Source organism: Bremerella cremea (assembly GCF_039541315.1).
In the GTDB taxonomy this organism is placed as follows: Bacteria; Planctomycetota; Planctomycetia; order Pirellulales; family Pirellulaceae; genus Bremerella; species Bremerella cremea.
The window spans coordinates 1,446,107-1,467,379 of record NZ_BAABFZ010000005.1 but is presented as its reverse complement, the minus strand read 5'-3'; the positions used below and the strand labels follow the sequence as shown (position 1 = coordinate 1,467,379).

Sequence of the window (21,273 nt, the reverse complement as noted above, 5' to 3'; positions counted from 1 at the left end):
CCAGGGAAGGCGTTATCGCGAAGTCGTATCGTTTTCAGGTTTCGTGGCCAGGCTTTCGATCGGCTGAGGAGCGGCCTGGGGCAAATCCTTCTTGCGTTCGAGCCAGCTATACAGAAACTCGGCCGGAGGCGTTGGCGTGGCAGGTCGATCCTGGACCTCGGCAATTCGCTTCTTGGCTTCGTCCGCCATGTTCGACGATGGGAACTTCTCGATGATTTGTTGATAGTAGTGACGGGCCCCGGCGTATTCGCGGCGGCGATCGTAGAACGCCGCTTTGAACCAAAGGCGTTCGGCCTGAGAGGCACGGATATCGAAGTCGAGTTTCTCGATAACCTGCATGTTCTCTTGAGTCTTATCAGGGAACTGACGCTTCAAGCGAGTCAGCAAGGTTTCAGCATCGTTTAAAGGCTTGCCGTCATATTCGGGTCCTTGATAGACCTTCAGCTTCGTCACCACTCCCAGGTAATGAGCATTGAACTGGTGCTCGCTGGTGGGGAAGTTTTCGCGAAGGTCGGAGTAGAAGCGGTCGGCTGCCTCGAAGTTGCCTTCACGGAAGTGAGCATTGGCGGCTGCCAACGTCGCGTCGTCGGCCAGGTCGCCACTTGGATCGTCCAAGCGAATCAGGTCGAACAGTTTGACCGCGTTGCCGAACCGATCGAACAGCGGCAGTTGCGAGTCGGTCAGGTTCGGCTGCAACGCCCAGGTGCGTTCGGTCGTATGACGATCGAGCCAGTAGCGAGCCAACTTGAACCGGCGCGTTCCGATCACGTCCAGATGTTTGGTGTTGGGATACTTCTTCACCAGGTTGTCGTACTGCTTGGTCGCCTCGGGGTAGTTGTCGACGAAGAAGTAGCATTCACCGGCATACATCAACGCGTCTTCTTCCAGAGTCGAGTTCTGGTGATAGAGCCCAGCGCGAAGGAACAAGCCTGCGGCCTGGTTCAGCTTGGCGGCGCGTTGGGCACCCTCTTGCGTCATCCCTTGTTCGTAGATGCTCTCGGCTTGAGCGAACAGCTTCTTGGCCAAGGCTCGATTTTCGGAGGTGTTGCCGGTTGCCTCGAGCGTCTTGGCACCGACACCGGTTGGGTCCCACCAAGAAGATTCTTGGGCGGGCTCAGCTTCTGGCGATTGGCCTCGCTGAACTTCTTCTTCGTAGCTGACCTGGGCGACAGCACCATCCGACGGGTTAAAGACCGTGGACGGTGGTACCGGGTCTCGCTGGCCGAAGTTCATGCAACCCGGCGCGCAAAGAGCCGGCAGAATGCCAAGGGAGACGATCCATGTTGTTTTCATCATCGAGGACTTCCTTGCCCTTCTCGTGGTCCATCCCGAAATCAGATCGCCAGAATTCTAAGGTATTCTCGCAATCTGGGTGTCTTGCCCAGGGTATGGCTAAGGTATCTGTTGACGAGTGCCCGGACCTCCATGGCCAGACGTGATGGAATCTCAGTCGATTGCCACCGCTCGTCCTCCGCGGCATACGTCGCTAATAAGTGCAATGTTTCAATCGCCACGTCGATGACCTGACGATGCCCACTGCGGGCTCTTCGCGAAAGCACGCCACCAGCGAGCAGTCCAAAAGGAGTACGCCCCCGCTCGGCAATCGGTTCACCTGTTTCGACACAATGGGTCAACTCAGGCAACTGGCCAAGGTAGCGGAGCAGCATCATTTCAAACCGCAACACCAAGCGAGCAACCTCTTCCAACCGGTTCAGCCGCGAAAGGATATCGTCGGCCAAATGAAACAGTTCCGGGTGCGGATCGGAGCGATCGGTCATCTCGGCTAACAACTCGGCCACATAGTAACCGGCGTAAAGATGTTCGGTGCTCTTCTGCCCACCACGAAAACGTCGTTCGACTTTCGCTTCCGTAAGCAAGTCGAGGCTGTCGCTTTTTTTGTGGAGGAAGACTATTCGACTTACAGTCAGCAGGTCAAGGCCAGACTCGAAGGGGCTCTTGGGACGCTTGCATCCCTTCGCTAGTGCCGTGATCTTTCCGAATTCCTCGGTAAATAGCGTGACGATGCCCGAGGTCTCGCTGAAGTCGACGGTTCGAATAACGATTGCTAGCGTCTTTTCCGCCGACATAAGATGTGAATTTTCTGAGAGAATCCGCGTTCAAGTCACCATGCCCGATCTGGTGGCTATGCTGGCAAGGGCTTGTTTTGCCGAGTTCGGATGAGTCGCAGCTGGTGAATCCGACGTCGATCCGAGGCGGTGACCTGGATCTCGACGTCGCCGACCTGCAGCTTCTCGCCTGGTTTGGGAATCCGTTTCATCTCGTGGATCACCAGCCCGCCGATCGTATCGTAATCGTCATCTTCAGGGAGTTCCATGCCCAGGACTTCGTTGATGTCCTCGACGTGGGCCTTGGCGGTAACGTCCGCTTCTTCGTTCGAGATCTGGACGATTCCGTTGTCGGTTTCGTCGAGATCGTGTTCGTCGACAATCTCGCCGACGATTTCTTCCAGCACGTCTTCAATGGTAACCAGGCCGGTGACCGCATGGTATTCGTCGACAACCAAAGCCAGGTGGGTTCGTTTGCGAAGGAAGTACTTCAGCAGTTCGCTCACCGTCATGCTTTGCGGGACATGAATGACCGGACGTGAAAGTTCCAGCAGCGACTTGCGGGTCGACTCAGGGCGAGCCAACTCGGGAAGCAGGTCTTTCACATATAAGAGGCCCGCAAAGTTGTCGCGGTTGCCATCCCAGATCGGAATTCGTGTGCGACCGGTCTTCGAGATGAACTCGACCGTTTCCCACCACTGCGTCGTCGCGGCCAGGGCATCGATCTCGCTGCGAGGGGTCATGATGCTGGCGGTTTCGGTGTCGTCGAGGTCCATCACCCCTTCGATCATTTCGCGGGCATCTTCTTCGATATGACCTTCGCGGATCGCTTCGGTCACGATCGTGCGGATCTCTTCTTCAAAGTCTTCTTCTTCATCGGTCGGTTCGTCTTCGATCCCAGCGGCACGCTTCAGCAGCCCCCCTAGCAGGTCAACGCCGAAGGTCATGGGATACAGGACCGTGCTGACCATCGACCAGACGGGCCAGGTGTAGTAAATGAAGGCTGGCCCAAAATGTTCGGCAATGGCCCACGGCAGCCAGACCATCGACACCATCAAGACGGCCGTAACGCCGACGACGTCGCCGGTGAATGTGAGTGGATCGAGGAGCGACTCTTCACGAAACAGCCAGGCCTGGCTCGAAATCAGGAACAAGGCCAACGAGAGCACTTGCAGGGCCTGGGCAGCCAGGGCGGCAAGTTCGTGGTGCTCGTGAATGGTACTGAAGAGTCGGGGCCGGTTTCGCTTTTCGCAAAACTCTTCCAGATCATGCCACAACATGTCAGGCAGAATCGTTGCGGCGATCGACGACAGGATCAGAATCAACAGACTGGATGTGGACAGCCAGACGAATAACGTGGGTCCCATCGCTTAAGTCGCTCCTTGATTCGGGGTACCGGTCGCTGGGGACTGGCCGTTGTATTGAATGCCCAGCTTTTCCAAATAGTGCTGCTCGAGCCGACGCATCTCGAGGCGATCGTCGTCTTCGTGATCGTCGTAGCCAGCCAGGTGCAAGCAGCCATGGACGACGTAAAGGGTCATTTCTTCTTCTACCGACCAGCCATGCTGCTGGGCCTCATCGGCAGCGTATTGGGCACTCAGCATGATCTCGCCAGACAGAAAGCCATCTTCGTCGTCCATCGGAAACGTGATGACATCGGTGGGGTAATCGTGCTGGAGAAAGCGAACGTTGAAGTCGTGGATCTCTTGGTTGTCCACGATGGCGATACCGACTTCGCCCCGTGGGTATCCTTCCCCAGAGAAGACTTGAGAGACAGCCTGGACGAACAACGCCTCGGGAACGTTAAATTCCTCTTGGCGGTTAGATAAATTGACTTCGTAGTCGGAGGACATCGGTCTCGCTTTAAGCAGGCTGCGAACTGGGGTACTTCACACGACCATGATAAACGGCGGTGAGGCTTTTGGTCACACTGGATTGAATTTGACGCAGTTCGCGTAGCGTCAGACCACATTCGTCGAACTGGCCATCGAGCAATCGTTTCATGGACAGTTCTTCGACGAGAGCACTGATGCGGGCCGAAGTTGGCTCGACCAGCGTCCGGCAGGCACTTTCCACCGCGTCGCAAATCATTAGCACCGCGGCTTCCTTGGTTTGTGGTTTCGGACCTGGATAGCGGTAGATCGTTTCGTCCACTTCCCGTTCGTCTGGGTTCGCTTCAACCTTGGCGCTGGCGACACGGTAGAAGTATTCGACCAGAGTTGTCCCGTGATGCTGTTCGATGAAGTCGATGATCGCTCGCGGCAATCGGTGCTGCCGCGCAAGGTCGGCCCCATCTTTCACATGGGCGATAATCACCAGCGTGCTAATCGCCGGGTTCAAGCCATCGTGACGATTGTCGGATGCATTCTGGTTTTCGACAAAATACTCCGGCTTCATCATCTTGCCGATGTCGTGGAAGTAGGCACCGACGCGAACCAGAAGGCCATTGGCGCCAATCGATTCAGCGGCTGACTCCGCGATCGAAGCGACCGTGATCGAGTGGTTATAAGTACCTGGGGCTCGCTGAGCTAGTTTCTGCAGCAATGGATCGGCCGCGTCGCCCAGTTCCAGCAAGCTGATGTCGGTCAGCACACCGTACGCCTTTTCGATAAACGGCAGCAGACCGGTCATCACGAAGCCAGCACCGATGGCGAAGCCACCTTGCCAGGCCGCCGATTGCAGCAGCGACATCGTGACGGGCTGTCCAGAGACGATGCTGACACCATACTTTGTGCAGAAGGCGACCACGCCAGCCCACAAGCCAACGAAGATCAGCTTGTTGCGGCTGCGGATGCGATTCATCGACAGCGTCGCGGCGCTACAGGTCGCAGTAATCGTAACAAACGCGATCAGTCCGCTGCCGGTTGTCAGCACGATGGCCAGGCTCACGCAGGCCGTCACCAGCAAGGCGAACTCCTGGCGATAGACGATTGAGATCGTCATGGCCAACAGCATTGTCGGGATGATCTCGGCCTGCCAGCGATCGTCGAACCAATAGCCAAGCGCGACTGTCGCACAGACCGGAACCAGGAACAGCAGGTATTCGTTCAGGTCCCGCAAAATGGTTGGGCATTTGAAGACCAGGTAAATCGCACACAACGTTCCCAGGGCGTAGTACATCCCCAGGATTGCCAGCGAATAGATCGTCTTCGAGAAGAAGCTACGTTGCTGGCAATAGGCGGCGTGCTCGGCGTGCAGCAGGTCGATGTCAATGTCGTTGAGCGGTTTGCCTGCGATAACGACGGCATCTTTCGTCGAATAGATATGCATCACCGGCTCGACCGCGGCGACTGCTTTCTCGCGTTCTTTCGCCGTCGCGGCTTTATCCATGGTCAGCGTGCCAGGCAGATTCTTTTCGACCCAGAAGTCGACGGCGCGGACAAAGAACTTGATGTCTTCGTCTTTGACCAGTTCTTCCAGTTCCAATTGCAAACTGCGGCGAATCTTTTCCAGGACCTGGGCTTTCAGAACATCGTTCTGCGAAATGATCTGCTGATTGGGATTCGGTCCGGCCGAGACCACAATAATGCTCGCGGCTTGGCCTTGTTTCTGTTCCAACTGGTCCGGTGCCAGAATACCGCGGGAAGCGTAAGGCTTCATCGCCGCTTCGATCCGCTGCTGAAAGGCATTGAGCATGCCATCGCGACCAAGCAAAGCTTTCAACTGTGTGAACTGCGCTTCGCGTTCTTTCGGATCGAGTGGAGCGACATTGTCGTCGGCGATCGGGAAGAACTCGTTCCAGAGTCGTTCGACTTCGGCATCGAACTGCTTGGCGCTTTGCAGCCGGGCAATCGTGGTCTGCAACTCGGTCCGCATGTTATCGAGTCGAGTCGGGTCGTTGATGTAGACTGACATCGACTCATTTTCCGCATCGCGCTGCGCCTTGGCGGTCGCCAGTGGATCGGGAACGGAGAATTGAACCCGGGGATGGATCTCGGCTGGCGGAACGTAACCCAGGCGATAGTCCATCGCAGGATTCCAGGCCCCGGTAACCAACCAAAGGGCAACCGCCGCAAAGAGGGCGCATGCCAGGTAAAGGAGTTTGTCTGGGTGCGAGAGCTCCGACACGAACCGCCGAAACGTTCCTGGAGGAAGTTCCAAAGAGGCGACGTGTTTGGCTCGTTTTCTCGACTTACCGGGTTGCGCCATGATTTAGCCGCCTTCGCTTCCAAGTTCGTTTTCTGAACTCGTTTCGTAGGCATCCACAATCTTTTGCACCAGCGGATGACGCTGGATATCTGCGTTGCTTAACTCGACGCGGGCAATTCCATCAATGTTGCGAAGCCGATACAAGGCATCGGTCAAACCACTTCGTACTCGAGGCGGAAGGTCGTTCTGGGTGATGTCCCCACTGATGACCATTCGCGAGTCCTTGCCCATACGGGTCAGGAACATCTTCATCTGGGCCGACGTCGTATTTTGGGCTTCGTCCAGAATGATGAAGGCATTCTTCAGCGTCCGTCCACGCATAAACGCCAGCGGAACGACTTCGATAACATCGGTCGCCATGTACTGCGTGATGAGATTGGGCTCCATCATTTCCGAAAGCGAATCCAACATTGGTCGCAGGTAGGGGTTGATCTTCTCATACAACGTCCCGGGAAGGAAGCCAAGTTGCTCACCAGCTTCCACGGCGGGACGGACAAGAACAATCTTGCCGATGCGGTTTTCTAGTAGCGCCTCGACCGCCAGGGCCACGGCCAGGTAAGTTTTTCCCGTTCCGGCAGGTCCCAGGGCAAAGACCATGTTGTGATTGCGGATCGCCTCGACATAGGCGACCTGGCCTGGTGTCCTTGGTTTGACCCCACCACCTTTCTGGAATGTGGCAATGGGTATCGTTCGACGAAAGGTCGGCTCGCCGCTGACTTCTCCGAGCGCCTCGTCCAGGTCCTCTTTTTCGAGCGTTCCGTTGCGTTCCAGTCGATGGCGCAGATCTTCCACGACACGAATCGCCTTGGCTACGGCGCGTTCTTCGCCTGAGATACTCACACGTTCGTCGCGATGGGTGATCGAGACGTTCAGCGAATCGCGGATACGTCGAAGATGTTGGTCGCGACTACCGAAAAGTTGGAGGACCGAGGCATGGTCCAAAAATTTGATCGTTGCTTCGTACATCGATGTAGGCAGGGCCTATCGCCTTATGCCGGAAAGGAAGAATTCCTACGTCAAAATATAGACAATGTTTCAGTCGTGGGAATCAGCGCTGTTAGCACCTTGGTTGTAACCCTAGTATTAGAATAGGGTTAGGCGTGTCTGGCAAATCATTGGCGAATGGGATAATTGTGCTTAATCGGCACAACTTACCAGCCGGGACCGACAATACCGAGTTCCCAGCACAGCAAGGCGACAGGTGCCCCCAGCAGCATCGAATCGAGAACATCGAGTACGCCGCCCAGACCGACGAGCCATTTGCTGGAGTCTTTTGTCTCCATGTCTCGCTTGAACATCGACTCGGCCAGGTCTCCGATCATGCCAGCTGGCGAGACCAACAAAGCAAAGAGAAGCCAACCTAGCGGCATCGATGGGATCGGTGCTCCAGCGATCCACGGGCCAATGACTTGAAAGACCAGGTAGCTTCCGAGGCACGCCGTGGCCAATCCGCCGAGCGTACCTTCCAGCGTTTTTCCAGGACTTAGCCTGGGGACAAGTTTGGTGCGACCAAAGTTCGAACCAATAAAATAAGCACCGATATCTGATATCTTCACGACGACGATCATCGACAGCAACGCGACCATGCCATACGCATTTCCTTGCGGTGAGCCTTGCTCGACCAGTCGCAGCCGAACGACAAAACTTAATAGCCCGCCCACGTAAAAGATGGCAAAGATGGTGAGGCCAAGGTGGATCATTGAGGCGCCCGGCTTTTCGTACCGGCGCATTTCTCCCACGATCGCTAATATGGCCCCGAAGGCCAGCGCATAGAGGACCCATTCCGATTGATCGGCTTGCGAGGGAATCTGCGAGCTAGGCCACCAGATCGGAAGGCTTGCCGTAAGCATGACCGTCAGCGTACCGAGGTGGCACGACCAGCCAATCGGTCGAAGCTGTTTTGCCCGCAGCAGGTCCAGGACTTCCTCCGCGGCGAGAACCGCCAGCAGGATGACCAGGGGAAGCAGCCACAATCCCGGGCGGCCAAAGTTCAAGTTGAAGTCGAGCCAACAAAGTCCGCAAAGAGGCAGAATTATGGCAATCGATCCAATCAATCGCCACTTGAGCACGCGTCAACTCCTGAGGGACCTTGGTTGGTAAGGCCACCAAAACGGCGATCTCGCGAGGCGAAGTTTTCAATCGCATCTCGCAAGGTTTCTTCGCGAAACTCTGGCCAGCAAAGGTCGGTAACCCACAGTTCGGAATAGCTGATCTGCCAGAGCAGGAAGTTGCTGATCCGCATCTCGCCGGCTGTGCGAATCATGAGATCCGGGTCAGGCATACCGCGGGTATAAAGATGCTGGGCGATCGTTTCTTCGGTGATCTCTTCGGTGGTGAGCCTTCCCTCTTTCACCCCTTCCGCGATGCAGCGAACCGCGTCGACCATCTCGGCCCGGCCGCCATAATTGATGGCCAGGCAAAGCGTGGTGCCGGTGTTGTTGGCACTCATCTCGATGGTCTTGTCCATCTCGCGCTGGACTTGCTCGGGGATGCCATCGCGGCGTCCGATGATCTGGACACGAACGTTTTGCTTCATGATCGTCGAGCGTTCTTCGATCATGTACTGCTCGAGCAGATGCATCAGGAAGTCGAGCTCGTGCTGTGGTCGCTTCCAGTTCTCGCTGGACAAACAGTACAGCGTCAACTGACCGATCTTAAGGCGAGCACATTCCTCGACGGTGCAACGGACCGAAGTCACGCCGCGCCGATGTCCTTCAATGCGAGGCAATCCCTGGCGTTGAGCCCAACGGCCGTTGCCATCCATGATAACCGCTATGTGATTCGGAAAGCGGTCGCGAGGAAGGTCCTCGATCGGATGTCGCGCTGTCGTCGCCGTTTTAGACACGTCGCTTCGTGGGCCAATAAAAGGAACGAAAACCAGGGAACGTTAAATCTCGATACCTATTATGACGGTTCCCTGGGTTCGATTTCAACGCGGGATTTAGGTTACCGCCAGCTTCAGAACGTCTTTGGTGAAAATGGTTTGCTTGCGGTCTGGACCAACTGAGACCACACCAACCGGGAAGCCAACCAGTTCTTCAATCCGACGGACGTAAGCCAGAGCGTTGGCTGGCAGGTCGTCCAGGCTACGAGCACCGGTGATTTCTTCGGCCCAGCCTGGCATCGTTTCGTAAATCGGCTTCAGATTCCGGATGTCATCGACATGCGATGGGAAGCGGGTGATTTGCTCGCCATTGAGTTCATAGGAGGTACAAATCTTGATTTCGTCGAACGTCGAAAGGACGTCCAGCATCATCAGCGAGAGGACGTCGATACCGCTCACACGGGCCGTATAGCGAACGGCGACGGCATCAAACCAGCCGGTACGTCGTGGACGGCCGGTGGTGGTGCCATATTCATTGCCACGCTTGCGAATCTTTTCGCCTGTTTCGTCGTGCAGCTCCGTGGGGAAGGGGCCGCCACCAACGCGGGTGCTGTAGGCTTTGGCGACACCAATCACCTGATCGATGTGCTTGGCGGGGACACCGGCACCGGCCGAGGCGCCGACGCCGGAACTGTTGCTGCTAGTCACGAACGGGTAAGTCCCGTGGTCGACGTCGAGCAAAGCGCCCTGGGCACCTTCAAAGAGAATGGTCTTCTGTTCGTCGACAGCGTTGAGCAGCAAGTCGGTCGAATCGCAGACGAACGGACGGAGGCGTTCGGCATAGGCTGCGAATTCTTCGTAGATTTTATCGGGATCGAGCGGTTCGAACTGGCCGTCTTCGTACATGCTGGCGATCGTGCGATTCTTCTTCTCGCAGATCATGTAGACCTTGTCTTTGAAGTTCGGTCGCATCATGTCGCCGAGGCGGATCGCATAGCTGCGGCCCACTTTGTCGCGATAACAAGGGCCGATACCACGCAACGTGGTGCCGATGTTCTCGCCGTCGGCGGTTCCCTGGTTCATCGCACGGTCTTCGGCAATGTGCCAAGGGAAGATGATGTGCGAGCGATCGCTGAGACGCAAATTGTCGATCGAAACGCCGCGATCAGTCAGGCCGTCCATCTCGCCAAGCAAGATGGGTGGATTGATGACCACCCCGGCGGTGATGACGTTCAGTACGTCACTGCGCAAGATACCACTGGGGATATGGTGCAGCTTGTAGACGTTCTCGCCGTCGACGACGGTGTGACCGGCATTCGCTCCGCCCAGAAAACGGGCCACGATATCGTGCTGCTGGGTCAAAAGATCGACGAGCTTACCTTTAGCCTCGTCACCCCACTGCAAACCAATAACACACGAACCAGCCACAAACCTTCTCCAGTGATAGCAATCAATTCAGGACGAACCCACCTAGTGTAGCGCGAATCGGGGGAGGTGGTCAACGAGGCGAACCGCCTCGGAAACGCCAATCTGGGGGAATTAACCTTCATTCCAACAGGCCAAACCGATACACTTCCCGATACCGGGAGCCTGCTCTCGAATTCCCGAAATTCTGGGCATTTATCACAATTTTCAACCTTCTTCACTCGCTGCTGCCATGAATTCGCTGCTTGTAATGGCACTTCTGATGGCCACTCCCGAAGCCCCGGGAAACCAAGGCTTCGATACGCTGGTGGTCTGTCCGCAGCCCTACGTTGCCGCCATGCAGCCCTGGTTTGACTATCGAATGAAGCAGGGGCACCGGATTGGGGTGGTCACCGATACGTCCTCGAAAGAAGCAATCCGAACGACCATTCGCGAAGCGGCCAAGGCAGGTCCTCTCCAACAGGTGCTGTTAGTGGGGGACGCAATCGCCGATCAATCGGGCGCCATCGGTGTGCCGGTTCATTACCAGAAGGCGGTCGTGAATGTCCTGTTCGGCTCGGAGCCAGAAATCCCGACCGACAACTTCTATGCTGACCTGAACGACGACCAAATCCCGGACATCGCGGTCGGGCGGTTTTCGGTGAGTAGCGAAGAAGAATTGAAGACGATCGTGGCCAAGACGTTGGCTTATGAAACCAAGCTTCCTTCCGGCGACTGGCAACGGCGGTTGCACTTTGTGGCAGGACTCGGGGGCTTTGGCTCGGTGGTCGATACCTTGATGGAATCGGTCACTAAGAAGTTTCTGACCGACGAAATCCCGGCCCACTTCGATGCCGTCGTGGCCCAGGGAAGCTGGCAAAGTATCTACTGCCCCGACCCTCGCGAGTTCCGCGATGAAGTCCTAAAGCAACTCAACGATGGCGGCTTGTTCTGGGTTTATATGGGGCATGGGCATGTCGAGCACCTCGACTACGTTCGCGTTCCGAATGACGCCTTCCCAATTTTCTCGAACAACGATGCCCTCGCCCTGCGAAACGAAAGCTCGAACCCAATCGCGATCTTCCTAGCCTGTTACACGGGGGCTTTCGATGCCCCGCGAGACTGCCTGGCGGAGCGACTTCACCGAGCGAAAGGTGGCCCGGTCGCGGTTTACGCCGGATCGCGTGTGACGATGCCTTACGCCATGGGTGTAATGGGGACGGAGATGCTGCAGCAGTATTTCGTCGAGAAACAACCGACGCTGGGGCAACTGATTTTGCATGCCAAGCAGGAAACCATTCGCCAGAGTGGTAAGTCAGGCAATCGTAAGATGCTCGATACGATGGCCAGCCTGGTCAGTCCCAAGCCGAAACTGCTACGGGAAGAACGACTTGAACACATGGCCTTGTTCAACCTGCTCGGTGACCCGCTGCTGAAACTGCCGCATGCTTCGCCCGTCCAGATTCTGGCACCCAAAGTAGCCGAGTCAGGGCAGACGATTGAAATCGCCGGCACCACCGAAATAGCGGGTAAGGTCCATGTGGAATTAGTCTGTCGTCGCGATGGCTGTGTCGAGACGCTGGCCAAACGCGGACTCTACGATGCTCGCCACGATCAACTGGCCAGCTACAACCAGACCTATCAATCGGCCAACGATCGTTGTTGGAAATCGATTGACGTGCTGCCGGTGGACGGCAACTTCACCACCCGTTTGTTGGTTCCGGAGGCGTGCGAGGGGCCATGTCATGTCCGAGTTTGGGTGGAAGGTGCTTCGCAAGTCGGGTTAGGTTCGCACGATATCGAGATCCGATCGCGCCCTGGAAAGCCGGAAGTCGAAGGGGAACTGGCCGACCAGTAACGCCTCGATCGGTCACAGAAATGCGGGAAGATCGCCGCTAAGTTGCTTTTCGGGAATTTCTGCCCCGACAACGCTTGATTCATGCTGTAGGATCAAGGTAGAGTAAATTGCAAATCGGGCGTTGCCCGCCCGGATTCCTAGTGGTCGGCACTTACCCCCAGAGATGTCAGCCGACCTCCCGCCTGAACTACCAACCTTCCGCAGAACGGGACGTTCTTATGAGATCGCGGCTACTTCGTGGCAATTGGCGCTGGATGGCTTTCAGCGTTTGCTTGGTAACCTTGGCCGGTTCGGCCCAGATGGCCAATGCCGAAGGTACCGACGAAATTGATTTCAACCGCGATATTCGTCCGCTGCTGTCCGATCGATGCTACGCGTGCCATGGCCCTGACGAAAATCACCGGGCTGGGGGGATTCGTTTCGATCAGGCCGAAAGTGCTTACGGCGAAGCGGATTCGGGCGAGATCGCCATCGTGCCAGGCAAGCCGGACGAAAGCGAACTGATCGCCCGGATTATCAGTCACGACGAATCAATTCAGATGCCTCCATCAGACTCGAATAAGAAGTTGAGTCTGGAAGAGATCGAAATCCTGCGACGTTGGATCGCTCAGGGAGCCAAGTATCAGTCGCACTGGTCGTTTGAAGTTCCCCATAAAAGCGATCCACCACAAACCACGGTCGCCGGTTGGGGGCAAACCGAGATCGATCGTTTCCTGGCGGCTCGTCTCGAAAAAGAAAAGCTGATTCCCTCTGCCGAAGCAGATAAGCGAACACTGATTCGCCGGGTGACCTTCACGCTGACCGGCATGCCTGCCACGATCGAAGAGGTCGATGCCTTTCTGGCGGACGAGTCCCCCGATGCCTACGAGAAAGTGGTCGACCGTCTCTTGGCGTCTCCCAAGTATGGCGAACACATGGCCCGGCATTGGCTCGATGCGGCACGCTTCGCCGATACGCATGGCTTGCACCTGGATAACTTCCGCGAGATGTGGATGTACCGTGACTGGGTGATTCAGGCCTTGAACGAGAATAAGCCTTACGACGTCTTCCTGACCGAGCAGTTGGCAGGCGATCTGTTGCCCAATCCATCGTGGGAACAGAAGGTGGCCTCCGGCTTCAATCGCTGCAACGTGACGACCAACGAAGGTGGTTCGATCACGGAAGAAGTCAAGATGCGAAACGTCAACGATCGCGTGGTCACCACGGGCACGGTCTTCATGGGGCTGACCATGGACTGCACCCGTTGCCACGACCATAAGTACGATCCGCTGAAGCAAAAAGACTTCTACGCGATGTACGCGTTCTTCAACAGCATTGATGGCAGCCCGATGGATGGCAACGTGAAAGATCATGCCCCGTCCATCTACTCGAAAGAAGCGGTCGAGCAGATTGCGTCGTTCGACCAGCAAATCAAAGCGAAGAAAGAAGAAACCCAGGCCACACTCGCCAAGATCGACTACCAGGACCCAGGTCCCGGTGTCGACAATCCGGAAGTGAAAGCGGAAGAGATTGTCTGGATTGACGATGCTCCGCCCGAAGGTGGCGCGGTCAGTGGCAACTACAACTGGGTTGCCGCACCGGAGCCTGTCTTTAGTGGCGAGAAGTCTGCCAAGCGAACTTCGACCGGCAACGATCAGGTCTTCTTCACCGGGGCGAAGGCACCTTTGACGATCTTCAAAGGGGACGTGATGTTCGGTTACGTCTACCTCGACCCAAAGAACCCGCCACGTGAAATCATGTTCCAGTGGAACGATGGCGACTGGGATCAACGGGCCTATTGGGGCGAAGACCTCATCCCTTACGGCAAGAATGGTTCGACCAAGCATCGCCTCGGAGATCTACCCGAAGCGGGCAAGTGGGTTCGTCTCGAGATTCCGATCGACAAGGTCAAGCTGAAGGAAGGTGCCAAGATCAACGGATGGGCATTCACGCAGTTTGACGGAACCGTGTATTGGGATAAGGCTGGCGTCGTGACGAAGTACGGCAAGTCGCCGCAGTTCAAGTCGATGGTGGCCTGGAGCGAATACGCCGCGAAGAATCTCGATACGGTCATTCCTGAAAACAAGCAGGTTACCGAAATCTTGAAGAAGCCTGCCGATCAACGCAACGAAGAAGACGGTAAGAAACTGCAGCGTTACTTCCTCGAGTTTGTCTGTGCCGACACACAGGAAACCTTCGACAAGCTACGTGCCGACCTGAAGTCGCTGACCGATCAACGCAGCAGCGTGGTTAAGGATTCCCCCACGACGTTGATCTACAAGGAAGCGGCCAAGCCGGTAAAGGCCTTCATCCTGGAACGTGGCGAATACGATCAAATTGGGGAAGAAGTGACTCGCGAAGTCCCATCGTTCCTTCCGCCAATGACCGAAGAAATGCCACGCGATCGTTTGGGGCTGGCCATGTGGCTGTTGGCTCCGAACCATCCGCTGACCGCCCGCGTTGCGGTGAATCGTTACTGGCAGCATGTTTTCGGAACGGGCCTGGTGAAGACTTCGGAAGACTTCGGTTCCCAGGGAAGTGTCCCCAGCCATCCGCAACTGCTGGATAACCTGGCGGTCGAGTTCCGCGAGAACGGATGGGACATCAAGCGATTGATGAAACGGATGGTGATGACTGCCGCCTATCGCCAATCGTCGGATATTTCGCCCGAGATGGCCAAGCGTGATCCTGAGAATCGCCTGCTGGCTCGGGGCCCTCGCTTCCGTCTGGATGCCGAGTCGCTCCGAGATCAAGCGTTGGCTGTTAGTGGACTGCTGGTGGATACCGTCGGTGGTCCATCGGTGAAGCCGCCCCAGCCCGATGGACTTTGGAAGGCAGTCGGTTACTCTGGCAGTAACACCGTGCAGTTCAAGGCGGACGAAGGTCACGAGAAGATCCATCGCCGAACGCTCTACACGTTCATCAAGCGAACCGCGTTGGCTCCGCAGCTTAGTACGTTCGACGCGCCCAATCGCGAGTCATGTACCGTGCGTCGCGAGCGAACCAACACGCCGCTTCAGGCATTGCTGCTGCTGAACGATCCGCAGTACGTCGAAGCGGCTGTCGCTTTGGCAGGCCGGACGATGGATACCGGTGGTGCCGATCCCGTCTCGAAAATTGATTATCTGATTTCGCTCTGCCTGCTCGATCCCGAGAACCAGGTTCTGCGAAAAGAACTCGAATCGCTCTACTTCGATAGCTTGACCTACTTCCAGGACAACCCGGAAGCGGCGAGCAAGCTGGTTGGCAAAGACGAGAACCCGGCCGAACTGGCTGCCTGGGCGATTGTCTGCAACACGATTTTGAACCTCGACGAAGTAGTTACGCTGCGTTAATCGCAGGGCCCTAGAACATTCAAAGGACCAAGTGATGGATCCTCGCCAAGAATATTTCCGTGCGATCACACGTCGGCACTTCTTTCAGCAAGGAGCACTCGGGCTCGGCGCCGCGGCGTTGGCTTCGATGACTGGCGATTCAGCTGAAGCCGCCAAGTTGCCAAGTTCCGGCATCGGTGGTTTGCCGACGTTGCCGCACTTCGCGCCGAAGGCGAAACGGGCGATCTACTTGTTCATGGCCGGTGCTCCGTGCCAGATGGACTTGTTTGACTACAAGCCGCAAATGAACGAGTGGTACGACAAAGACCTGCCAGAATCGGTTCGTCAGGGACAACGTCTCACCACGATGACTTCTGGCCAGTCACGTTTCCCGATCGCACCCTCGAAGTTCAAGTTTTCGCCCCACGGCGAGAACGGCACGATGGTCAGCGAATTGTTGCCGTACCACGCCAAGATGGTTGACGACATCGCCATCGTGAAGTCGGTCCATACCGAAGCGATCAATCACGATCCGGCCATCACCTACATCTGCACCGGCAATCAGTTGCCTGGTCGCCCGAGCCTTGGCTCGTGGTTGAGCTATGGGTTGGGTTCGATGAACGCCAATCTGCCAACTTTCGTGGTGATGACTCCCAACTGGAGTGGTCGCCAGCAAGCTCAGGCACTTTATAACCGCCTTTGGGGAGCAGGCTTCTTGCCCTCGAAGCATTCCGCGGTGACCCTTCGCAAGTCGGGCGACCCGATCTTGTTCCTTTCCAATCCGGAAGGAATCGACGGTTCGCTCCGTCGGCGAATGCTCGACAGTGTTTCTCGCATTAACGAAGAAACGTATCGCTTGTCGGGCGACCCGGAAACGCAATCGCGTATCGCGCAGTACGAAATGGCTTTCCGAATGCAGTCTTCGGTGCCAGAACTGGTCGATCTCCGTCAGGAATCGCAAGCCACGCTCGATATGTATGGCCCCGATGTCTCGAAGCCAGGTACCTTCGCGGCAAGCTGTTTGTTAGCTCGCCGGATGGTTGAGCGGGATGTGCGGTTTGTGCAGATCTTCCACCGTGGTTGGGATCAACATGGCAACGTGGCTGGCGACTTGCCAGCCCAGGCCAAAGATGTCGACCAAGGGGCGTGGGCTTTAATCCAAGACCTGAAAATGCGTGGCATGCTGGACGACACGCTGGTGGTCTGGGGTGGCGAGTTCGGGCGTACGATCTATAGCCAAGGTGGGTTGTCGAAGCAGAACTACGGTCGCGACCATCATCCACGCTGCTTTACGGTTTGGATGGCTGGTGGCGGGATCAAGCCAGGTCTTGTGCATGGCGAGACCGACGATTTCAGCTACAACATCGTGAAAGATCCGGTTCATATTTCGGATATGAATGCGACCATCTTGCATTGCCTGGGAATCGATCATCGCAAGCTTTCGATTCCGTTCCAGGGGCTCGATGTCCGTCTCACCGGGGTCGAAGAGCGACACCCGGTCAAAGAACTTCTGATTTAGCCTTCGATCGATGGATCCGACGTCGATCGAAGCCGCCGACGATACTTCCTGTTTGGAACTCGCTCGCCAGAAGAGGAGAGCCACGGTTTGCCACGGGGGCAAGCGAATCCCAAAGTTTTAGCCACGGTTCGTCGGCGGCAAGGGCAATCAGGCGGCGATTTCCATCGCCGAACTACTTGGTAGCCCGGCTGATGTAAGCAGGAATCTGCAGGTCTTCCTTGGAAGGCTTGATCATGGCACGAGCACGATCTTTCGCACTAACCAGGGTTCCCGATTCCTGCGGCGAGGTCAGCGAGCGGAACTGCGAGGCCAACTGCTGCACTGCCGGTTGCATCAGCACGATTTCAGCCAGTTGCGAGCGAAGGTCCGCCGAGCTTCCCAGGACTGCGACCAGAGTTTCGTTCAAACCTTTGACCAGGTCGACGTTTTCCACCAGGGCGGGAACGCACTGGTCGAGGCGGGCAACCTGTTCTTCGATTTGATCGATCTTCTGCAGATTGGTCTGAGCAGTCGCGATCTTGTCTTCCTGCGAGTTCAAGTAGTCAACCAACCAGGCCATTTCGTCCAGATTCTTCGAGGCGGTGGTGGTTTGCTCGTGAACGTCCAGGATACGCGAGTTCAAGCTGATCGCGTCGTAAGACAACTGCGTTGCCGAATCGAGCGTGTCGGCCAGCTTCTGAACCTGCAGGTCCATCGACTTCTGGTCTTCCAGCAAGGCTTGGACATTGCCCAGAACAACGTTCGATTCTTCCGTGTTCACGGCCAATTGCTGCACGCGATCCTGGTGCTTGGCAATCATGTCGAGAGCACGACGCGTTTCGTCCGTTTGCGAAGCCAGATCGCAGAGGCTGCTCTGCAACTTCCAATGCGAATCGACGGTGGCGGTCAATTCTGGCATGAGGCACTGCTGGTTGATCAGCTGCTGCTGGACGAGTTCGATCGAAGCAAGCGATTCCTGGGCTTTGTAGACCTGTGGACCACTCTTTTCCAGGCGAGCTGCCAGGGTTTCCAGTTCGTCAACTCGCTGCTGGGCGGCGGCCAGCTTCATGTTGGCGTAGTCGAGGTTCGACTGAAGGGTGGCCAGCTTTTCGGCCGTTTGTTCTGCCGAGCCGAGCTTCGTAGCGAGCACGCCGATTTCGGTGTGCAGGTTGCTCGAGCGTTGGATCGTTTGACCCGACTTGTAGAGCATGCCGCTCTGCGATTCGAGTTGTGCCAGAAGCGAATTGGTTCGCTGGGTGGCGTCGCGGAATCCAGTCAGCTGGTCGAGCGGGTGGTGTGTTGCTTTGACATCCCGTTGAACCGCAGCCAGTTGTTTGACCAGATCTTGTTGCAGCCAGTACTGGGTGAAGGCGACACCCAGAGCGATTCCAAGTACGAGACAGAAACCGCCAATGATGCCTGGGTTGTGCGTGGCCCAACCGAGATCGGCATCGTCTGAGTAGTGATCGTTAATCGGCATATGAAACTCCTCCGTGTTTTGATTGGCAACGTCCGTGCTCCTCGTGAGCACTTATCTTATCGAAAAGGACGCCTCGTTCGGAAAAGTCATCCCCTACCAATTCCCAAAGGTTTACTAGCACCCCGCACCCATCACCCAAATAACCGACACAGCCTGACCGTTATGTTAAGGCGATACAAATCTCTTTACCGAGCCGTAAAACTCGCGGTTTTCGCTCAAGTCGCGATCTCCCCCGGGCATGCTAAAAGGCTCTAATCGTTAAGCGTTTTCAAACGGTCGAACCCGTTTCGATGGCAAGTAGGGGCGACTTATGAAGTTGCGGTGATTGTGAAAAAGTGTTTAGTAGTTTGTGATTAGTGTTTGCGGTCTCTGGTCACTTTTCACGCAGCGATCGGCTTCGTTTCAGTCGTTCAAGGGGCTGACACATCGCGATTGACCAATTCGTGGTCATGCTTATTCGTTCGAGGTAGGCTGACAGGTATAATCGGCCAACTTTACATCGTTACGATGGGTTCAATCGATATTCTCGTTACGGCTACGCATGGGCAAGACCATTCTCCTGCTGATCATCACCGTTGCGGTCGTTGGTTGTCAGTTTGATTCACCACCGCAACTGCCGACGCAGACCTTGACGGTCGACGACGAAGTGCGACGTTATCAATTGAGGGTGCCTTTGGACACGTCCAGGGCGCTGCCTCTGGTGATTGCCTGGCATGGGGTCGGTGATTCCGCCGATTCGTTCATGCAGTATTCGCAGTGGGATCAGCTCGCGGTGAAGGAAGGCTTCCTGTTGGCCGTGCCTGATTCCGGAGGAAAGATGTGGCAGATTCTGGCCACGGATGATGATGGCGAGGCTACATCTCGCGATATAAAGTTTTTCGATCATCTGGTGAACGATGTTGCCCGTAAGGTTCCGGTCGACCGCGATCGTATCTATGTCATGGGAATGTCGCAGGGAGCGATCTTTGTCTATGCCTTGGCAAAGCAGCGACCAGACGAGATTGCGGCGGCGGTGGTGCACTCTGCGAGTATGCCGCGTGGAATGAAACTCGATGCGACGATGCCGCCGCTGTTCATGATTGCCGGGACGGAAGATCTCGTTTGCGGAGCGATGCGAGAAGATGCCGAGTCACTCGCGGCATCTGGGGTCCATTGTCAGATGACCGAAGTGCCAGGGATCGGGCATCAATGGTCAACGCGGTACAACAACGCGATGTGGACCTATCTAAAGTCGTTCAAGTTAAGCGCTCGGACTCAACCAAAATAACTGTCCGACCATCTGGATCGCGAACGATTGCCTGGCGGCCCCAGGCCATCGATTCAGGTTGCCGGACAACTTCCGTTCCCCCCGTGATTAGCCCGGCAACCATATTGTCGATTTCGATCACGCTGAAACCAATGCTCGTCGTTGGCTTCTCTACAACGCCTGCGTTTCGCGGATAGATCTCGAAGACAAACTGGTCAACCGTGGTTGACCAGTGCAAAGGACCAGAGCCGTGTCGTTCTTCTTCAAACGTAAGTCCCAGTTGTTCATAGAAAGCGACAAGGCGATTCGGCTCGGTGGTGCGAATGACCATCAAGTTCGGGCGAGAGGCGCGAGAGGACGCGTCTGGAAAGGTCATCGCGACTTCGGACAACAATCCAGGTGAAAGATCGTGAGGACCACTCGCGGTGACTTGCCGGATGGCAGACTCGAGGGAGATCCGATTGACCTGGGCAAGAGCTGCCGCAGTAATGATTGGCGAACGACTCATGCCGCCGCTACAAGCAACCACGGTAGGGCGTTCGTCTTGGATTAGTTCGACGAGCGAGAGCACCGAACAGTTAAGAACGGACAGCGTGTTTCCGCTTCCATCGAGCAGCGGAAAGCGGGCATACAAGATATCTCGCGGAAAAGCGATGGGCGGCTCTTCCATTGCCAGGTCGACGACGGCCGTAACCCCTTCTGCCAGGACATTTCGGATGTCGCGCACTTGACGGGCATTGGCAATCCAGAGCTTTCCGGGAAGGATGGTACGCATGACAGGGGCCTTTGTTAGTAATCCTATGGTTTCTCCCTCGACTTTCCTATGAGCCGAGATTGAGCCCGACCCCCTCGCGCAGTATGCTGAGGACATCGCGCCCCATTGATTCGTTGGGCCTTCATGGCATTGCCTGGGATATTTCGATGAAAGTTGCCAAGAATACGGTTGTTTCCATTGCCTACACGCTGAAAGACTCGGAAGGGAACGTCCTCGACGCTGCCGATACTTCCGAACCTTTGGCCTATCTGCATGGTATCGGAAACTTGATTCCCGGCATGGAAAAGGCTCTAGATAATCGCGATTCTGGCGAAACCTTCGAGGCCGTCATCCCTCCGGAAGAAGGCTATGGCGCCTTCGACGACGACCTGGTTTGGGAACTGGACAAAGACCAGTTTGGCGAGCTTGGCGAAGTGGAAGTCGGTACTCAGTTTGTTCTGGAAACCGAGGACGACCAGGTTCTGGTGACTGTGGTTGAAATCCGTGATGAAGTCGTGATTGTCGACGGAAATCACGAACTCGCCGACGAGACACTTTTTTTCGAGATCACCGTGCTCGAAGTCCGCGATGCCACGCCAGAAGAGCTTGAACATGGCCATGCTCACGGCCCCGGTAGTGCTCACGACCACGACCACGGTTAATCCGTCGGTCTGCTTCAAACGGCTAAGGTTGGTTGCGAC

At 56.1% G+C, this 21,273-nt stretch carries 16 protein-coding genes; 5 read left to right on the top strand and 11 right to left on the bottom strand.

Going from position 1 to position 21,273, the window contains the following annotated elements; genetic code table 11:
- Positions 1–12 precede the first annotated feature (12 nt).
- The 9 genes from ABD890_RS22805 to ABD890_RS22765 form a co-directional block, all read right to left on the bottom strand.
- Positions 13–1,296, bottom strand: a complete 1,284-nt coding sequence (locus tag ABD890_RS22805; RefSeq protein ID WP_345094899.1) for a tetratricopeptide repeat protein — start codon at positions 1,294–1,296, stop codon at positions 13–15.
- A gap of 38 nt (positions 1,297–1,334) precedes the next feature.
- Positions 1,335–2,087 (bottom strand): DNA repair protein RecO, encoded by a 753-nt coding sequence (gene recO, locus ABD890_RS22800; protein ID WP_345094897.1) that lies wholly within the window; start codon positions 2,085–2,087, stop codon positions 1,335–1,337.
- 56 nt (positions 2,088–2,143) lie between these two features.
- A complete protein-coding gene (locus tag ABD890_RS22795) occupies positions 2,144–3,433 on the bottom strand; it encodes a hemolysin family protein (protein WP_345094895.1) in 1,290 nt (429 codons plus the stop codon).
- A 3-nt stretch (positions 3,434–3,436) separates the two neighbouring features.
- Positions 3,437–3,919 carry an rRNA maturation RNase YbeY gene (gene ybeY, locus ABD890_RS22790; protein WP_345094894.1) on the bottom strand — a complete coding sequence of 161 codons (483 nt, stop codon included), beginning with the start codon at positions 3,917–3,919 and terminating at the stop codon, positions 3,437–3,439.
- A 10-nt stretch (positions 3,920–3,929) separates the two neighbouring features.
- Complete coding sequence (locus tag ABD890_RS22785) at positions 3,930–6,134, bottom strand: HD family phosphohydrolase (RefSeq protein WP_345094892.1); 2,205 nt, start codon at positions 6,132–6,134, stop codon at positions 3,930–3,932.
- 84 nt (positions 6,135–6,218) lie between these two features.
- A complete protein-coding gene (locus tag ABD890_RS22780; protein ID WP_345094890.1) occupies positions 6,219–7,181 on the bottom strand; it encodes a PhoH family protein in 963 nt (320 codons plus the stop codon).
- Positions 7,182–7,366: 185 nt separating this feature from the next.
- Entirely contained in the window at positions 7,367–8,284 is a 918-nt protein-coding gene (locus ABD890_RS22775) for a phosphatidate cytidylyltransferase (RefSeq protein ID WP_345094888.1), read from the bottom strand.
- Positions 8,266–9,060 carry an undecaprenyl pyrophosphate synthase gene (uppS, locus tag ABD890_RS22770; RefSeq protein WP_345094887.1) on the bottom strand — a complete coding sequence of 265 codons (795 nt, stop codon included), beginning with the start codon at positions 9,058–9,060 and terminating at the stop codon, positions 8,266–8,268. Before uppS ends, ABD890_RS22775 begins: the two co-directional genes overlap by 19 nt.
- Before the next feature lie 96 nt (positions 9,061–9,156).
- Positions 9,157–10,467 (bottom strand): adenylosuccinate synthase, encoded by a 1,311-nt coding sequence (locus ABD890_RS22765; protein ID WP_345094885.1) that lies wholly within the window; start codon positions 10,465–10,467, stop codon positions 9,157–9,159.
- Positions 10,468–10,726: 259 nt separating this feature from the next.
- Between ABD890_RS22765 and ABD890_RS22760 the strand changes: the two genes are divergently transcribed.
- The 3 genes from ABD890_RS22760 to ABD890_RS22750 all read left to right on the top strand — a co-directional run bounded on the left by ABD890_RS22760 (position 10,727) and on the right by ABD890_RS22750 (position 17,113).
- Entirely contained in the window at positions 10,727–12,301 is a 1,575-nt protein-coding gene (locus tag ABD890_RS22760) for a C25 family cysteine peptidase (RefSeq protein WP_345094883.1), read from the top strand.
- 218 nt (positions 12,302–12,519) lie between these two features.
- Positions 12,520–15,615 (top strand): PSD1 and planctomycete cytochrome C domain-containing protein, encoded by a 3,096-nt coding sequence (locus tag ABD890_RS22755; RefSeq protein ID WP_345094881.1) that lies wholly within the window; start codon positions 12,520–12,522, stop codon positions 15,613–15,615.
- 34 nt (positions 15,616–15,649) lie between these two features.
- Positions 15,650–17,113 (top strand): DUF1501 domain-containing protein, encoded by a 1,464-nt coding sequence (locus tag ABD890_RS22750; RefSeq protein ID WP_345094879.1) that lies wholly within the window; start codon positions 15,650–15,652, stop codon positions 17,111–17,113.
- A 172-nt stretch (positions 17,114–17,285) separates the two neighbouring features.
- Here ABD890_RS22750 and ABD890_RS22745 read toward each other — a convergent pair whose 3' ends face one another.
- Positions 17,286–18,572, bottom strand: a complete 1,287-nt coding sequence (locus tag ABD890_RS22745; protein ID WP_345094877.1) for a hypothetical protein — start codon at positions 18,570–18,572, stop codon at positions 17,286–17,288.
- A gap of 541 nt (positions 18,573–19,113) precedes the next feature.
- Between ABD890_RS22745 and ABD890_RS22740 the strand changes: the two genes are divergently transcribed.
- Positions 19,114–19,839 (top strand): CE1 family esterase, encoded by a 726-nt coding sequence (locus ABD890_RS22740; protein WP_345094875.1) that lies wholly within the window; start codon positions 19,114–19,116, stop codon positions 19,837–19,839.
- On the opposite strand, the gene ABD890_RS22735 is transcribed toward ABD890_RS22740, so the two are convergent.
- On the bottom strand, positions 19,808–20,593 hold the full coding sequence (locus tag ABD890_RS22735) for a VOC family protein (protein ID WP_345094873.1): 786 nt from the start codon (positions 20,591–20,593) through the stop codon (positions 19,808–19,810). The two genes, ABD890_RS22740 and ABD890_RS22735, sit on opposite strands and share 32 nt — an antisense overlap.
- 146 nt (positions 20,594–20,739) lie before the next feature.
- Here ABD890_RS22735 and ABD890_RS22730 point away from each other — a divergent pair, with 146 nt between their 5' ends.
- Positions 20,740–21,234 carry an FKBP-type peptidyl-prolyl cis-trans isomerase gene (locus ABD890_RS22730; protein WP_345094871.1) on the top strand — a complete coding sequence of 165 codons (495 nt, stop codon included), beginning with the start codon at positions 20,740–20,742 and terminating at the stop codon, positions 21,232–21,234.
- Positions 21,235–21,273 lie beyond the last annotated feature (39 nt).